This is a genomic window from Flavobacterium sp. NG2, from assembly GCF_034119845.1.
Taxonomy (GTDB): domain Bacteria; phylum Bacteroidota; class Bacteroidia; order Flavobacteriales; family Flavobacteriaceae; genus Flavobacterium.
On the sequence record NZ_CP139420.1, the window covers coordinates 623,480 to 640,518 of the forward strand.

General features: G+C 32.1%; 14 protein-coding genes. 5 read left to right on the forward strand and 9 right to left on the reverse strand.

Annotation, left to right across the window (positions count from 1 at the left end):
• The first annotated feature begins 322 nt into the window (after positions 1 to 322).
• Complete coding sequence (locus tag SLW70_RS02595) at positions 323 to 1,387, forward strand: glycosyltransferase (protein WP_320890413.1); 1,065 nt, start codon at positions 323 to 325, stop codon at positions 1,385 to 1,387.
• A gap of 65 nt (positions 1,388 to 1,452) precedes the next feature.
• Here SLW70_RS02595 and phoU read toward each other — a convergent pair whose 3' ends face one another.
• From phoU to SLW70_RS02640, 9 genes are all read right to left on the reverse strand, one after another.
• Positions 1,453 to 2,121, reverse strand: coding sequence for a phosphate signaling complex protein PhoU (gene phoU / locus SLW70_RS02600; protein WP_320890414.1), 669 nt, complete (start codon positions 2,119 to 2,121; stop codon positions 1,453 to 1,455).
• Positions 2,122 to 2,165: 44 nt separating this feature from the next.
• Entirely contained in the window at positions 2,166 to 2,918 is a 753-nt protein-coding gene (pstB, locus tag SLW70_RS02605; RefSeq protein ID WP_320890415.1) for a phosphate ABC transporter ATP-binding protein PstB, read from the reverse strand.
• 1 nt (position 2,919) lies between these two features.
• Entirely contained in the window at positions 2,920 to 3,795 is an 876-nt protein-coding gene (gene pstA, locus SLW70_RS02610) for a phosphate ABC transporter permease PstA (RefSeq protein WP_320890416.1), read from the reverse strand.
• A gap of 2 nt (positions 3,796 to 3,797) precedes the next feature.
• Positions 3,798 to 5,006 carry a phosphate ABC transporter permease subunit PstC gene (gene pstC / locus SLW70_RS02615; RefSeq protein ID WP_320890417.1) on the reverse strand — a complete coding sequence of 403 codons (1,209 nt, stop codon included), beginning with the start codon at positions 5,004 to 5,006 and terminating at the stop codon, positions 3,798 to 3,800.
• Between the two features lie 183 nt (positions 5,007 to 5,189).
• Positions 5,190 to 6,053: a PstS family phosphate ABC transporter substrate-binding protein gene (locus SLW70_RS02620; RefSeq protein ID WP_320890418.1), complete on the reverse strand. Its 864-nt coding sequence runs from the start codon at positions 6,051 to 6,053 to the stop codon at positions 5,190 to 5,192.
• A 117-nt stretch (positions 6,054 to 6,170) separates the two neighbouring features.
• Positions 6,171 to 7,379, reverse strand: coding sequence for a porin (locus SLW70_RS02625; RefSeq protein ID WP_320890420.1), 1,209 nt, complete (start codon positions 7,377 to 7,379; stop codon positions 6,171 to 6,173).
• A gap of 369 nt (positions 7,380 to 7,748) precedes the next feature.
• Positions 7,749 to 8,966, reverse strand: coding sequence for a porin (locus SLW70_RS02630; protein ID WP_320890421.1), 1,218 nt, complete (start codon positions 8,964 to 8,966; stop codon positions 7,749 to 7,751).
• 275 nt (positions 8,967 to 9,241) lie between these two features.
• Entirely contained in the window at positions 9,242 to 10,324 is a 1,083-nt protein-coding gene (locus SLW70_RS02635) for a sensor histidine kinase (RefSeq protein ID WP_320890422.1), read from the reverse strand.
• Positions 10,325 to 10,396: 72 nt separating this feature from the next.
• Positions 10,397 to 11,080, reverse strand: coding sequence for a response regulator transcription factor (locus tag SLW70_RS02640; protein WP_320890423.1), 684 nt, complete (start codon positions 11,078 to 11,080; stop codon positions 10,397 to 10,399).
• Between the two features lie 223 nt (positions 11,081 to 11,303).
• Here SLW70_RS02640 and SLW70_RS02645 point away from each other — a divergent pair, with 223 nt between their 5' ends.
• The 4 genes from SLW70_RS02645 to SLW70_RS02660 all read left to right on the forward strand — a co-directional run bounded on the left by SLW70_RS02645 (position 11,304) and on the right by SLW70_RS02660 (position 16,896).
• A complete protein-coding gene (locus SLW70_RS02645; protein ID WP_320890424.1) occupies positions 11,304 to 14,063 on the forward strand; it encodes a TonB-dependent receptor in 2,760 nt (919 codons plus the stop codon).
• Positions 14,064 to 14,273: 210 nt separating this feature from the next.
• Entirely contained in the window at positions 14,274 to 15,395 is a 1,122-nt protein-coding gene (locus SLW70_RS02650) for a hypothetical protein (RefSeq protein WP_320890425.1), read from the forward strand.
• A 98-nt stretch (positions 15,396 to 15,493) separates the two neighbouring features.
• Positions 15,494 to 15,832: a T9SS type A sorting domain-containing protein gene (locus SLW70_RS02655; RefSeq protein WP_320890426.1), complete on the forward strand. Its 339-nt coding sequence runs from the start codon at positions 15,494 to 15,496 to the stop codon at positions 15,830 to 15,832.
• Between the two features lie 83 nt (positions 15,833 to 15,915).
• Positions 15,916 to 16,896, forward strand: a complete 981-nt coding sequence (locus tag SLW70_RS02660) for an acyl transferase (protein ID WP_320890428.1) — start codon at positions 15,916 to 15,918, stop codon at positions 16,894 to 16,896.
• Positions 16,897 to 17,039: the final 143 nt, after the last annotated feature.

Sequence of the window (17,039 nt, forward strand, 5' to 3'; positions counted from 1 at the left end):
TTAAAAAACACAATTTTCTTTTTTTAATACCTTTCAACAGTATTAAAACTAGTCGTTTTTTAAAATCCACCGCGAAAGTACATTATTCAAAAGATAAAATCCTTACAAAATCGATGAAATAACAGTTTCTACTGTTTAAGTGTATTTTTAATAAATTATTCTTATAAAAAGCATTAATTTCATGACTATAACAAACCTATAACATAACATTAAATTAATATTTTAATAAAACTTTAAGAAATAACATTTTTTTCAAAACATAAAAATCATTCAGTCATTTTCGAAACTCTACAATTAGTATCTTTCAAAAAAAAAATAAAAAATGAGCACTAAGAGCTACAGTAAAAAAATTCTAATCACCCCATTAAACTGGGGATTAGGACATGCTACACGCTGTATTCCAATTATTAAAGTATTACAAAATTTTAACTACAACTTAATTATAGCTTCAGACGGAGATGCTTTGAATATGCTCAAAAAAGAATTCCCAAACATAAAGTCCTTAGAATTACCTTCTTACAAAATTCAATACCCAAAAAAGGGAAAATATTTCAAATGGAAACTTCTTTTAAGCCTTCCTAAAATCACAAAAGCCATTTTAAAAGAACAGAAGATAATTACCAAATGGATTGAACAATATAACATCGATGGAATTATTTCTGATAATCGCCTAGGATGTTATTCTTCAAAAGTTCCATCAGTCTATCTAACACATCAAGTAAATGTTTTAACAGGAAAAACAACATGGCTAAGCTCTTTTATTCATCAATATTTCATAAAAAAATACCGCGAATGTTGGATTCCAGACAACCTTAATGAGCCAAATTTAGCCGGAAGACTTAGTCATAGCTCCAATAAAAAATTGACACTAAAACACATCGGGCCAATTAGCAGGTTTATTAAAAAGATGGAGCCAAAACAATTTGATTTAATGATTATCCTTTCAGGACCAGAACCTCAACGGGGCATACTTGACAATCTATTACAAAATGAAATAAAGAGATATAAAGGCAAGATACTTTACATCAAAGGAATCATAGAAAAAGAACAAAAAAAAGAAGAATACGAAAATGTTACTTTTTATAATTTCATGAGTAGCGAACAAATTGAAAAAAGTATAAATGAAAGCGAATCCGTTTTATGTCGCTCAGGTTATACCTCTATAATGGACTTGACTAAATTGGAAAAAAAAGCTTTTTTCATCCCTACACCTGGACAATATGAACAGGAATATTTAGCTTCAAAATTAGAACAGGAAGGTGTTGCGCCATTTGCATATCAAGTAGATTTTAGAATTGAGGATTTAGAAAAAATACCACAATACACAGGACTAAAAAATACTAAAACTACTGTTGAATGGGAAGAGTTATTAAAAATATTTAAATAAAAAAACTGATAATTAAACCTCAAAAAAGTTTAATATCAGTTCTTAAATCAATTATTTCTAGCGAATTATTTTTTATCAATAAACTTTTCGTGCTTAATGGTTTTTGCATTAATCATAAAGTAAATAGACTCCGCTACATTTGAATTATGGTCAGCAATACGTTCCATATGCTTTAAAGCAATTATAAGATGCGTACCTGAAACCACTGTCTTCGAATTACTTTTCATTTCACCAATGATATCTTCGATAGCAGCTGTACTTTGACTTTTAATGATGTTATTTATACCAAAAATTTCTTCAATAATAGATGCATCTAGTTCTTTAAAACATACATTCATCTTAGCTGTAATCACTTCTACAGCTTTAGCAATTTCATCAACTTTAAACCTAGACACCAATTCGTGCTTCTCCTTAATGTTCTTAGATTGTTTAATGATACTCATTGCTAAATCACCAATACGTTCTATTTCATTACTGATTTGCATTGCCGACATAATAAACCTTAAATCTGAGGCAACAGGTTGCTGTAAAGCAAATACACCTTGACATATATCATCGATTTTTACATCCAATTTGTCAATTTTATTTTCCGTTTTCTTCACTTCTTTCACTTCTGAAAAAGGTTCTGAAAGTATTGATTTAACTGCTTCACTAATTTGGCTTTCTGCCAAATTACCAATTTTTATTATTATTTCTCTAAGTTTCCCTAGTTCAGTTTCTAAGTGTGATGCCATTGTATTTTGTTTAAAGATTGGAAGATAATAATTTTTACTATTGATTAACCAAATCTTCCTGTTATATAATCTTCTGTTTGTTTTTTACTTGGTTTTGTGAATATGGTTTTGGTCTTGTCAAACTCAATTAACTCTCCCATATAGAAAAAAGCAGTATTATCACTTACACGTCCTGCTTGTTGCATGTTATGTGTAACGATAACGATTGTATATTGTTTTTTCAATTCATAAATAAGCTCCTCCACTTTTGAAGTTGAAATAGGGTCCAATGCAGAAGTTGGCTCATCCATTAACAAAACCGATGGCTGAATTGCCAAAGCACGGGCAATACACAAACGTTGTTGTTGTCCTCCAGACAATTCAAATGCTGATTTGTGCAATTTATCTTTTACTTCTTCCCAAAGCGCTACTTGTTTGATAGAAGTAATAACGCGCTCTTCGATAATTTTCTTATCGTTAATTCCGTTAACTCTTAAACCATAAGCTACATTTTCAAATATTGATTTTGGAAATGGATTTGGTTTTTGAAAAACCATACCCACATTTTTTCTCAAATCATCAACATTAGTCTGTTTCTCATAAATATCATTACCATCAATAGTAATCGTCCCAGACATATGGGTATTATCTATCAAATCATTCATTCGATTCAGTAAACGCAAATAGGTTGATTTTCCACAACCAGAAGGACCAATTAGTGCTGTCACCGTATTCTCTTTCATCGATAAAGAAATATCGTGTAAAGCTTGAGATTCTCCGTAATAAAAATTTACGTTTTGTGATACTATTTTATGCATGTTAGTTCATTTTTACTTTTTTTCCATAATATTTACGAAGCTTATTCGCTAATAAATTGGAAATTAATACAATTATAATCAAAATAAGTGCAGTTCCATAAGCCATTGCTCTTGAAGCTTCAATATTTGTTCCGCTGGTTGAAATTACATATAAGTGGTATGGCAACGCCATAGCTTGATCAAATATTGAGGACGGCAATTTAGGCAAAAAATACGCAGCCACTGTAAATAAAATTGGAGCCGTTTCACCCGAAACACGACCAATAGACAAAATCAAACCGGTAATAATATTAGGAAATGCAATTGGGAACACAACGTTTCTAGTGGTTTGCCATTTACTCGCACCCAGACCTAAACTAGCTTGTCTAAACGTATCGTCAACTGATTTTAAAGATTCTTCAGTAGTACGAATAACAACAGGTAATACTAATAATCCCAAGGTTAGTCCCCCTGCTAAAATCGAATCTCCAAAACCTAATTTATTTACAAATAAGGACATTCCAAAAAGTCCAAAAACAATAGAAGGAACACCTGCTAAATTGTTTGTCATTTGTTTAATTATTTTTTTTGGCCATCCTTCTTTTACATATTCATTCATATATAAAGCCGCTAAAACTCCAACAGGAAATGCAAAAACCATACTAACTAATACCAAACATACAGTTCCTACAATGGCTGGAAAAATCCCTCCGCTAGTCATTCCTTCTTTTGGCATCTCAGAAATAAATTCCCAACTAATTACTCCAATACCTTTGATAACAATGAAAGCTAAAATAACAAATAACAGCGCCACAATACTATAACTGATGAAACTAAAAATTCCAAAAGCGATATTCTGACTTCTTCTTTTTTTCTTAACTAGATTATTAGTACTCATAATTAGTGTTTTTTATGTGATTTTCTATTGGTAACTAATTCTACCAACATATTAATCCCAAAAGTGATGATAAACAAAATACATCCTAATGCAAATAATGCTTCATAATGCAATCCACCATTTGGCGCTTCACCTAATTCAGCTGCAATGGTAGCAGGAATTGTTCTAACAGGTGCTAAAAATGAATTCGGAATAACAGCTGCATTACCCGTTACCATCAATACCGCCATAGTTTCACCAATAGCACGACCAATACCCAAAATAGCTCCTGCAGTAATCCCTGAAGCAGAATATGGAATCACAACTTTATAAATTGTTTGCCAATGACTTGCTCCCAAAGCCAAGCTAGCTTCTTTCATTGCTCTAGGTGTATTACGCATAGCATCTTCAGAAATAGTGATGATTGTAGGCAAAGCCATAATCGCTAACACCACACTTCCTGCTAAAGCCGTTTCTCCAACTGGTAAATTAAAAGTACTTTGTATTAAAGGAACAATAATAACCAAACCAAAGAAACCATAAACTACAGATGGAATTCCAGCAAGTAATTCAATTAAAGGCTTTAACAGGTTACGTGTTCTTTTATTAGCTATTTCACTCAAAAATATTGCAGCAGCAAGTCCGATAGGTAGAGCAATTAAGATAGCTCCAAAACTTACCCAAAGTGTACCATAGATTAAGGGTTTCACTCCCATTTGAGCAATTGGTTGAGCCGTAGGAAACCATTCTTCACCTGACAAAAAACTAGCAACCGTTATTTTATCTATATCTAATTCGACACCAGCAAAGTCTTTTGCCTTATAGGTTTCTGAGAAAAAAGCAATGATACCTGGAGTTTTAGCAATAAGTTCATTTATTTTTTGAGGGAAATATTCAAAATTTTCTCCCAATTCTTCTTCAGTATAATAATCTGTAATATCCGAAGTTCTGAACAATACGATGGCTCTATCTTCACCACCTAGTTCTTTCCAGTTTGTTATCTTTTGATCATAAACATCTTTGACTTGAGAAGGTGATAACTTTTTTACTGGATTAGTAGCTTCGACTGCTAACAAAAAACCATCATCAATAGGCTTTCTATTAAAAACACCAGCTCCTTCAATAAATAAAAAAAAGACAATCAACACTACTGTAATACTGGTAGTTACACTACTAAGCATCAAGATAGACTCAATTATTTTTTCTTTAATCTGCTTTAAATTTGTTTTCAAATCAGTAAATTTAATTTTTGACAAAATTACGCCAGACCTAGCCCTCTAATGTTCATACACCATTAACCTTATGTTAACTTAATGTTAAGCGAACTGTTTTTGTAAAGCAAGGATTACCTAAAAACTAAAAAGGCTACCCAAAATGGATAGCCTCATATAATCATGTAATAATTAACCTTTTACTTAGTTCAATGGTACATATCCTATTTCAGATACATTTTTCTGACCAGCTTCAGACAAAGCATAATCAATAATTGATTTTACTTTAGCAGCATTTGTTTTATTATACATGTAAAACAACGGTCTTGAAATTGGATATGTTTTATCTTTTGCACTTGCTACAGAAGGCTCAATGAAGTTTTTCCCTTGATCATAAGATACCGCTACTTGCTTCACCTCTTTAGTTTCATAAGCTAAACCTACGTAACCAATCGCTCCTTTTGTTTGACCTACTGCCTGAACAATAGCTCCTGTTGCAGGTAAACTCAAGATATCCGTTGCGTAGTTTTTCTTATCCATAACTTCTTCTTTAAAAAACTCATAAGTTCCTGAAGAAGATTCTCTAGAATAAGCAACAATTTTCTCATCAGCTCCACCTACTTCTTTCCAGTTTTTAATCTCACCAGTATAAATTTTCTCCAATTGCTCACGAGTCAATTTAGACACACCATTTGCTGGATTAACAATTACTGCTAATGCATCAAAAGCAATAATTACTTTTTCGATTTCAGTTTTAGACTCAGCAAATTTTAATTTTTCATCAGTTTTCAAATCTCTAGAAGCCATTGCAATATCAGTAGTTCCATCAATCAAAGCAGTTAACCCTACACCTGAACCACCACCAACAACAGTAATACTTACATTAGCATCATTCTTCATCAACTCTTCAGCTTCTTTTTGAGCCAAAGGCAAAACTGTATCACTTCCTTTGATAGTTACAGAAACTTCAGCCTCAGCATTAGCTTCTCCTTTATTTTCAGTTTTTGCTTTACCGCAACTTAACATACCAATCAATGGTAATATTAAAAATAGTTTAAATTTATTCATTTGATATTTACTTGTTTTTGATTATTTATTTTGCGCAAAAGTAACTACCCAATATTAACTCTATGTTAAGCCAATATTATTCAATCTTTATACTTTTACAGTTTTATCTATGATTTGCTACAACCCAATTTCAACTTGGAAACGAGCAAACCAGTTATTAGAGGTACTAGAACCAAATTTATTTACAGCATCATAAGACAATTCCGTTTGCACTTTCATTTTATGACCAAATAAATATTTAGATACACCTATAGTATACTCATCCATATTTGGACTTTTGGTTTTAATATCGTCATGTACTTTTTGCGTAGAAAAACGACCTATAACTTGATATTCTGACGGAAAAAGATAACTCAATTGAGCATCATAACCATGCCCTACAAAAACAGCCTGAGTTTTACTAATATCTGAGGCATCAACAGTTATTGGATCTTTAGCAGCTCTTGACATATAAGCACCTACAGCAGACCATCCATTATATTTAAATACAGCATCTACAAATACAGACTTCAAAGTTCTTGACTCATACAAGCTGCTCCCTAACTGTCCTTGAGAACGCAGGGCATTATTATTTTGACTAAATGCACCTGAAAGCATTAATTTTGGTGATTTCTCTCTCATCAAATCGGCCTCAAAATTAGAACCGTTTTTAGTAAATGCACCCAAAGGAAATAATTCTAACTTTCCTGTTAATGCAATTCCATCATCAGATGTTTTTACCCAGTTACGACCTTCTCCTTTAGAAATAGCCCCTTTGAAACCATAATAAAAACTTTCTTTTTTCACTTTAGCATACTCTACAAAAAATCCAAAATCACGGTCGATATTAAATTTAGAGTTATTAATACTACGGTCAGTAAGCTCTAATGACCCTGAAGAAATGACACGTTGGTTATTCCCTGGTAACTTTGTTTGACCAAAGGCAAATGTCAAATCAGAATTAGGATGATAAAAGAATACCCCATCCAAAATCACATTTCCACTGTTTCCCACAGCTACCGTACCTATATCTCTTGCCGAAAAACCAAGCTCTACTTTGTAACCAAACTTAGGATCAACCACAAAACCATCTAGTTTCAATCGCATTCTTCTAATTTCACCTTCAGCCACTCCCGACTTCCCTTCTTCTTTTCCGAATCCAATTCTACTTTGAACTCTAAACCCAATATTCATTTGAAACAAACTATCAGCGGCTGTAAAACCTAGTTTCTTTCCTGACATATAATAGTTTTCTAAAATTGACTTTGCTGGTACGGTTTTCTTCACTTCTTGTGCCATTGTAATTAAAGAAAACAATAGCGAAATACTCAATAAAAATTTTTTCATTTTAACAATTAGTTATCATTGTGTTATTACGATGCAAAACTAATGTTAATAAAAAAGGACGATATTAAATTAACGTTACCATAATGAAAACAAAAAGTAATCTAACCCAAAAAGCAAAAATAAAAAATAGTTAACCCCTTTATTTACAGGTAATTACAGGCTATTCAGCAAAATCATATGAAAGATAAAATCAACCTGATAATTATTATTTTTATAGGTTTTTTTGTTCATAATGAGTCGATTACTCTCCCGAAAATTAATTTTGCAACTAAATATTATATACTAAAAACAATACTTTAACACAAAAAAAAGCTTCTTAAATCTGTTACAGACTTAAGAAGCTTTAAATAAGATTAACTTAAATAGATACTAGAAATTAATTTGAAGTTGTAACCTTAATAAGTTTCCAGTTTGATCATTAATAGGTTTAATTGCATCTTCATATCTTCTATTAGAAATAGTATAGTCAGCTACTAATTCAACATTTTTATACGGCTGCCATTCTACACCAATTTCTAAATCATTTACTGAATAACTTCTAGCATCCAATTCTTGTTTTTTTCCACCTCTATACATTTGATACTTAACAAAAGGAAGAATCACTTGTTGCTCTGCTTTCAAATTATAGAAAGCCTGTACATATCCACCATGTAATTTTTTTTGCTCAATTGTATTATTAGTTTTGTTATACTCAGGACCTGTTCCAATATTATACTCAGCTTGCAATCCAAAAGGTTTTGGGTACAATACTATACTTGCCGCAGCACGTTGGTCTAAATATTCACCATTAGGTTTGGTAATTACATTTTTACTAGTACTGATAGACTGCACAACATATTTACCAGTATACCCTTGAATTCCCGCCTCAAATACCTGTCCGTTTTTAAATTCAAAAGGATAAGAAACACGACCTACAATGTGTTGGTTATTATTAGCTTCGGCTCTATTTGCCGTTTGACCATTGTAAACACCAAGACCTACCACACCATAATCCCCTGAACCTTTAAGTCCGTCGCTAACTAATTTAGAGAATAATTCTCTTTTCCCTTTAGGCGCCCAATAAAACATCACCCCTAAATCACGCTCGTTTGCAACAGCACTATTCAATGCATCATTACGATCTAAGGCCAAACGATTTTGACTTGACTGCATATTTTCAAATCCGTAAGGCACTTTACTTTGCCCTACTCTAAATCTAAATTCTTTTTTACTATCTAAAGATATATCAGCATAAGCATCTCTAATTTGCAAAAAGTTATTACTTGTCGTTGAAGCTGAAGAAGCAAAATCAGGTTGTATGTATATGTACACACGATCATGTACATTACCCGAAAATACTAAACGTCCTCTTCGAATAAAAAAACTATTGTTTCCTCCCCAAGATTTATCACATTGCTCACAACCTAAATCAGAATTAGTTTCTAATAGTTTATTATATCTCACTTGCATATACCCACGTAAACTAATAGTTTCAAACCATTTTTTAGTCGCTGGAGTTACCTCTTTTTTAACTTCAGTGGTTGTTTGTGCATTAGTAATAGTCACTAACACCAAGAGAGCGATTACTATAAAAATATTTTTTTTCATTGTTAAATCAATTAGCCCCTCATTTTAATTTATAAGCATTACCTTATTTTTTTAATGGTGGTTTTTAAATTATTATTATTTTGTTATTTTTTTGCAAACATATGACAAGGACAGGTTGCTAATGTTAACTTAATATTAAGATTAGGTTATCTAAAAAACCGATATAATCGCAAGAAAAAACACTCATTTTCACAACTTAACAAATAAAAAAAATGCGACTCAGAATAGACTGAGTCGCATTTTTACTGCTACTTTTAATAAATTATAATGGGGATTTACACCCTTACTTTATTCTCTTTCTTTTTATACATCTTTTCAAGTGTGAACGAAAATTCAGAGCCAACCCCTACTTCACTTTCAACATATATTTTCTCTTTATGCGCTTCAACAATGTGTTTTACTATTGCCAATCCTAATCCCGAACCACCTTCTTCTCTAGAACCACTTTTATTTACTCTATAAAAACGCTCAAAAAGTCGAGGCAAATGATGCTTTGCAATTCCACCACCATCATCACTTATTCGAACCAAAACTTTTTTCTTAGTTAAATTCACAACCGAAACCTCAGTAGAACCATTCTCTTTTCCATACTTAATAGAATTGACAATTAGATTCTCAATAACTTGTTGTATTCTGTCTTTATCTCCCACAACATAGTTTGGCAAACTTGGTCTACTTTCAAAACTTAAAGAAATATTCTTCTTATCGGCTTTAATCTCCAGTAGGTCAAAAACGTTTTGAATTAACTCATAAATATCAAATTCTGAATATTCCAGATTCAAATCTCCAGCTTCTAATTTAGTAATCATATCTAAATCTTCCACGATATAAATTAATCGCTCAACCCCTTTTTCGGCACGTTTTAAATACTTTTTTCGAATCAATTTATCCTCCATTGCACCATCTAAAAGTGTAGAAATATAACCTTGAACAGTAAATAAAGGAGTCTTTAATTCATGAGAAACATTCCCTAAAAACTCTCTGCGATATTCCTCACGAACCTGAAGCAATTCGATTTCAAGTTTTTTATCTGTAGCAAACTTTTTGATCTCTCTAGATAAAGTTTCCATATCAGTAGTTATAGGCTGATTGATCAAAGTACTTGCTTCTAATAAAGATACATCATCGTAGATTTTTTTGACACGTCGATATATAAATCGCTCTACACGATACTGCAAAACTAAAAATGAAAATATAAATAGAATAAAACTAAATATCACCCCCAAAGTAACCAACTTTGACACTGCTGGTTGATACATGATTGCCACTAACAGAATAACAAAGCCTGTAGAAAACATGCTGATGTAAAAAGACGACTTTACAGCAAACTTATATGTTTTTTTAAAACTAATTTTCATTTTCTAACACCACTGTTATATTCATAAGGAAGAGCAACACAATTCTTTCACGTATAAAAGTAAGCAATCTAGCTAAACTTCAAATTTATAACCTACTCCTTTTATTGTTTTGAATAATTCTTCACCTATTTTCTCTCTAAGCTTACGAATATGCACATCAATAGTTCGTCCACCTACAACGACTTCATTACCCCAAACCTTATCGAGTATCTCATCTCTTTTAAAAACCTTACCAGGCTTAGAAGCTAACAGATAGAATAACTCAAATTCTTTTCTTGGCAAAGCAATCTCAAGACCGTCCATTACAATTTTATATTCTTCACGGTTAATTTCGATACCTCCTACATTAAGTGTTTCGCTATCCTGTTCAGCCTCTACAAGTCTTCGCAACAAAGCTTTTACTTTACTAACTAATAATTTTGGCTTGATAGGTTTCGTTATATAATCATCAGCACCAACATCAAAACCAGCAACCTGTGAATAATCTTCACTTCTAGCCGTTAAAAAAGTAATAATCACATTACTTAGTTCGGGAATTTTTCGAATATTCTCGCAAGCCTCCATGCCATCCATTTCAGGCATCATGACGTCCATAATAATTAAATCTGGCAGTTCTTTCTTAGCTTTTGCAATGGCTTCTTTCCCGTTACTGGCAGTAACAATTTGGTACCCTTCTTGAGAAAGATTATAGCCTACAATCTCTAAAATATCTGGTTCATCATCAACCAATAAAATCTTTGTGTTTTTCTTTTTCATAAAATAGCAAAATAAGGTTAAATCATTGGTATTTGTTGGTTTTTTAAAGCCAATGATTACAATTGCGATTGTAAATATAACAATAAAATAATCGTGGTAAAGACGGATTTACGCTAATTTAATATGATAACCTTTTGTTAATATTTAACGAACGTAATCGTAACAACTGATTAACTTCAACTTTACAATAAGCCCGTTACTTTGCAAAAAATTTAATAAAACTATGAAACTTAAATTATTCATTTTAACATTTTTCATCTGTACACTTTCATTCGCACAAAGCAAAGGCACCATTACTGGAGTACTTACTGATAAAGAGTCAAACAATGAAACTTTACCTTTTGCAAACGTAGTTCTAAAAGGAACAAAAGCAAATACAACTACAGATATAGACGGTAAATACACTTTATCTGTTTTACCTGGAAACTATATTATTCAATTTAGCTTTGTAGGGTACGAACCTTTAGAGGTCCCTGTAACAGTAGTTGCAGATAAAACAATAATTATCAATAAAGCACTTTCAGCTGGCGGATATAAACTAGAAGATGTTATTATTACCACTAAAGTAAATAGAGAAAAAGAAACAGCTCTACTATTAAATCAAAAAAATGCCGTTGAAATCAAACAATCTATTGGAGCACAGGAATTATCTCGAAAAGGGGTTAGTGACGTCGCATCAGCAGTAACTAAAGTAAGTGGAGTAACAAAACAAGAAGGCTCAGGAAGTGTTTTTGTTAGAGGACTAGGAGATCGCTATAATGTAACAACCTTAAATGGATTGCCATTACCATCTAACAACCCAAAAAATAAAAACATCCTTTTAGATATATTCTCAACAGATATTGTTGAATCCGTAGGAATTAGTAAAACATTTGAATCTCAAAATTATGCTGACTTTGGAGGAGCTAATGTTGATATTATATCTAAAAAAATGAATGGAGCTTCATTTATACAAGTTGGTGTAGGAGTTGGATCAAATACTAATGTAGCAAAACTAGACAACTTCTACTTACAAGATGGACCTTCCTACCTTGGTTTCAACAAAATATCTGCTCCAAACAATCCTTTGTTACCATATAATTTTAGTACTAGCTGGGATAGAAAAGAACGAAAAAACACTTTAAACAATAGCCTTTCTTTATCAGCAGGAAAAAAATTTAACGTAGGTGAAAATGGTAGTATTGGTACTTTCATAACTGCCGGATTTGATGCTGATAACAAATATAACGAAGGTATTTACAGAACAACAATCACGGCTCAAGGTGCTGCCAATACTGATTACTTTAGAAAAACATTTGAATACAACACCAACTCAACTGTGATGGGAACCGCTGATTATAAAATCAACAATAACAACTCAATCCTTTACACTTCTTTATTTTTAAACTCAACTTCACAAGATTACAGTGAATACGAAGGATTCAACATTGAATTCCCAGGATTAGACCAAATTGGTTTTATTAAACGTGGTACTTTTAACAAAACACAGTTAATTGTAAATCAATTATTAGGAAAACACAAATACAACGAAAAATTCAATACAAACTGGGCGTTAGGCTATACAATCCTTGACAACACTATTCCTGACCGTATGCAAAACACTTTTGTTCCCTCAAGTGACGGATCTACGGATTATACTTTCTTCAAAAACTCAAGTATAAACAACCACCGTTATTTTCAAAGCTTGAAAGAAAAAGAATGGTCAGCAAACGTTTCAGGAACGTACAACTTCTCTAAAACAACTGATGATTCATTTAAAGGAAAAGCCACATTAGGTTATTCAGGCAAATTGAAAGATGTTAATTTTAATTCTCAACAATACTCCTTTTTTCCAGTGACAAATAAAACTCTTTTCACAAAAGAGGGATTCAATAATACTGATTTATACTTGAATGCGAGTAATTTTGACTTTACAAGCGGAGATAGTTCAAGTAAATTAACTCAATTTTACAATGGACACTTGAATATTCATGCTCTTTACGGAAATGTACAATATGATTTCACCGAAAAACTTTCTATCATCTTAGGAGGTCGATTTGAACAAATTGAACAATATGTATACTACGTAAGTCTAGATGCACCTGACGGAACAGGAAGCACTTATTCACCAGTAAAGTTTCTACCAAGTATCATTGCTAAGTATAAGTTAAATGACAAACAAAATTTAAAATTTGCAGCAAGTAATACCTATACTTTACCTCAATTTAAAGAAAAAGTAAAAATCCTGTTTCAAGAAGTAGGACAAAGTTATGAAGGTAACGATAAGCTGTATGCCTCTACTAATTACAATGCCGATTTAAGCTGGGAATTATACCCTAGTAATGACGAAATTCTTTCGGTAACAGCTTTTGGAAAATTAATACAAAATCCAATTAACGAAATGTTCACTAACTCTTCTTCAGGTAACATTACTTGGGCAAATACAGGAGAGAAAGCCGTAGTAGCTGGAATTGAATTAGAATTTAGAAAGAATATTTTTGAAAACATTGATGCTAATAATTTAAAACAAAAATTAGCTTTTGGCTTTAACGGTTCTTACATGTACCAAAATATGGATCTAAGCAATGACAAAGTATTAAAAGAAAATGGTTTTGGTGCTAACTTCACTTATAAAAACTCAAATCTTTCAGGTGCAGCTGATTTCTTAGTGAATACCGACATATCGTACACTAAAGAATTTAAAAACGACAAAGATCTTACTGCAACTTTAACCTATGCATATGTTTCAGACAAACTAGCCGTAATAGGTACATCCGAAAGAGGAAACCTGATCGATAAATCAATTGGAAGATTAGACTTTATTATAAAATCTAATCTGACTAAAAAACTAAATCTAGGTTTGTCATATAAAAACATATTAAATCCAGTTTACAAAAGATTTACAGACCAAAGCCAAGCTCCAGTAATAAAAACAGCTGATGTACTAGCTAGCTCTTACAAAATAGGTTCAAACTTAAGTTTATCTTTAAAATACAAATTCTAATAACGTCATAAAATAACAAGTACAAAAATGGGGAGTTGATAATCAACTCCCCATTTTTTTATGCCTTAAAAACAGGTGTAAATTTAACGTTAATGAAAAATTTTAAAAAACTGAAATCCTTAACAGCAAAGTAATAATCGCTTAACCTCATAAAAACTATAACTATGTTTCTTTGTGGTGTTAAAAAACATAAACAAAATTAAAGAAAAAATGAAAAAATCAATTTTAGCAATTTTAACGGTAGCAACCATTGCATTTACAAGCTGTACTAGTGATAATAATACAGAAACAACTTCTTCAACTGCTTTTGATTTAAAAGTGAATGATTTAAAAGGTGAGATTACAAACAAAGAAACTGTAACTTTAGACGGTACAAAAACCTACACATTAACAGGTGGATTAATCGTTAGATCTGGAGCTTCATTAGTAATTCCTGCTGGAACAATAATTAAATCTGACCCAACAGCTGACACTGAAAAAGCTAAAACTTTATTTATTGCTGTAGAAAGAGGTGCAAAAATCTTCATCAACGGTACAGCTGCTAAACCTGTAGTAATGACATCAGGAAAAGATGTACCTACTGAAGGAAACTGGGGTGGTTTAATTATCTGTGGAGATGCAAAAGTAAACACTGGTGACAATGGAACATCTGAAGTAGGTGGATTATTGTACGGAGGAAACAATAACGATGATTCATCTGGGAAAATCAACTATTTGAAGATTTCTTACACTGGATCTAAATTTAGTGACAGTAAAGAATACAACGGTGTTTCTTTCTTTGGAGTAGGTAGAGGAACTGAAGTATCTAACATCTATACTTTTGAAAGTGGTGATGATGCAGTAGAGTTCTTTGGTGGTGCAGTAAATGCTTCTAATTTAGTACTTGTAAATTCTTATGATGATTCATTGGATTTCGCTGATGGATACATCGGAACAATTACAAATGTTTACATCAATGGTGTATCTTATGGAGGAGTTGAAGGATCTAACAATGGTCAAAACGATATCGCTTTACCAATGACTGATGCTAAAATCTCTAACATCTCAATTGTAAAAGGATCAGCTGCTAAATTTACAGCTTCTGAAAAAGCAATCAACTTTAAAGAAGGTGGTGGAAAACAAACTTACACAAACTTATTTGTTGACGGGATTCCAGTATTTGCTAAATTAGACACAAATTCAGGAGCTACAGCTAGAATTGCTGCAGGAGATTTCAAAGTAAACGGAGTAAACTTTGTTACTGCAAACAATACTACTGCTGCTTATGTAACTAATCAAACTGGAGCTGGAAACGGTGCTACTCTACCTACTTGGGCAGACTGGACAAAATAATTCCTAATAAAAACAGATTACAAAAACCTCTCGAAATCGAGAGGTTTTTTTGTTTATAACAATTTTTTTTCTACATTTACCTAGTACAAATAGATGCGATGGCAAAAAACTACTTTTATATTATTCTCTTAATGGCGTTTCTTGGTTCCTTTAGCGTAAAAGCTCAGGATTCAAAACAATTGCCAAAAACTCAAGAAAGCTCCACTATTGAGGGCTTAAACTTGTACCCAAACCCTGTGAATAGTGGCAAAGTATCTATTTCAACTAAAAATGACTCTAATAAAGAAATCATCATTTTTGATTTACTTGGAAAAAAAATACTACAAACTCAACTTAGCGGAAGAGAGCTAAATGTTTCAAGTTTATCACCTGGAGTTTATATTATCAAAATAATTGAAGATAGTGCTTCAGCCACAAGAAAATTAATAGTACGATAATAATTACTAAAAATATATTAAAAAATGCTCCAACTTATTCTTGGAGCTTTTTTATTTCAATTTAGTATTTTTGCATAAAAAACTTGATTACAACTACTGATATATTTACGATTTCTTCTCAAAAGCAATTTGAAAAAATCGCTTTAAAAACCTTTCGTTATCAATACGAAAACAATCAAGTATATCAAGAATTTTGTAAACATTTAAAAACCGATGTTCAAAAAGTAAAATCACTACAACAAATTCCGTTTTTACCTATTCAGTTTTTCAAAAGTCACGAAGTTGTAAGTAATACTAATCCTATTGAAACTACTTTCACTAGTAGCGGAACTACTGGAATGATTACCAGTAAGCATCTTGTTACCGATGTATCCATTTACGAAGAGAGTTACCAAAAAGCATTTTCTGAATTTTATGGCAATATCGAAGACTATGTCATACTAGCATTACTTCCTTCTTACTTAGAACGCGAAGGCTCGTCATTAATACACATGGTTGATGATTTGATTCAGCGCAGCAATCGTCCTGAAAGTGGGTTTTACCTACACAATCATGACGAATTGATCAAAAACCTAATTACACTTGACGAATCGGGACAAAATGTAATTCTGATTGGAGTAACGTACGCCCTACTCGATTTAATTGAGAAACACCAATTCAAACTTCAAAACACCATCATCATGGAAACTGGAGGTATGAAAGGCAAACGCAAAGAAATGATTCGAGAAGAATTACACCAACAACTTTGCGAAGGTTTTGGAGTAAATGCCATCCATTCTGAGTACGGTATGACAGAACTACTTTCACAAGCTTATTCTCTTGGAAACGGCATATTTGAATGTCCCGCTTGGATGCAAATCCTTGTTCGCGATACTGAGGATGCCCTTTCCTATATTAAAACTGGCAAAACTGGCGGAATCAATGTTATTGACTTAGCCAACATCAATTCCTGCGCCTTTATCGCCACCCAAGATTTAGGCAAAAAATACCCTAATAACTCGTTCGAGGTATTGGGCCGTTTTGACAATAGCGATATAAGAGGTTGTAATTTGATGGTGATTTAAATACTCGGAAAATAATATTTTTAAAATACAAGAATCTATCTAAGACAAATAAAATTAGAGTAATTAATTTTCTCAATAATCAAATTTGTGAAAATTCGTGAAATCCGTGTTTAACTTTTTTTTAATTATTATTTGCACTACCC

Bases quoted from the DNA above. Each gene is read 5' to 3' on its own strand.
- SLW70_RS02595 (WP_320890413.1), top strand. From the start codon at position 323: ATGAGCACTAAGAGCTACAGTAAAAAAATTCTAATCACCCCATTAAAC.
- phoU (WP_320890414.1), bottom strand. From the start codon at position 2,121: ATGGCATCACACTTAGAAACTGAACTAGGGAAACTTAGAGAAATAATA.
- pstB (WP_320890415.1), bottom strand. From the start codon at position 2,918: ATGCATAAAATAGTATCACAAAACGTAAATTTTTATTACGGAGAATCT.
- pstA (WP_320890416.1), bottom strand. From the start codon at position 3,795: ATGAGTACTAATAATCTAGTTAAGAAAAAAAGAAGAAGTCAGAATATC.
- SLW70_RS02620 (WP_320890418.1), bottom strand. From the start codon at position 6,053: ATGAATAAATTTAAACTATTTTTAATATTACCATTGATTGGTATGTTA.
- SLW70_RS02625 (WP_320890420.1), bottom strand. From the start codon at position 7,379: ATGAAAAAATTTTTATTGAGTATTTCGCTATTGTTTTCTTTAATTACA.
- SLW70_RS02630 (WP_320890421.1), bottom strand. From the start codon at position 8,966: ATGAAAAAAAATATTTTTATAGTAATCGCTCTCTTGGTGTTAGTGACT.
- SLW70_RS02635 (WP_320890422.1), bottom strand. From the start codon at position 10,324: ATGAAAATTAGTTTTAAAAAAACATATAAGTTTGCTGTAAAGTCGTCT.
- SLW70_RS02640 (WP_320890423.1), bottom strand. From the start codon at position 11,080: ATGAAAAAGAAAAACACAAAGATTTTATTGGTTGATGATGAACCAGAT.
- SLW70_RS02645 (WP_320890424.1), top strand. From the start codon at position 11,304: ATGAAACTTAAATTATTCATTTTAACATTTTTCATCTGTACACTTTCA.
- SLW70_RS02650 (WP_320890425.1), top strand. From the start codon at position 14,274: ATGAAAAAATCAATTTTAGCAATTTTAACGGTAGCAACCATTGCATTT.
- SLW70_RS02655 (WP_320890426.1), top strand. From the start codon at position 15,494: ATGGCAAAAAACTACTTTTATATTATTCTCTTAATGGCGTTTCTTGGT.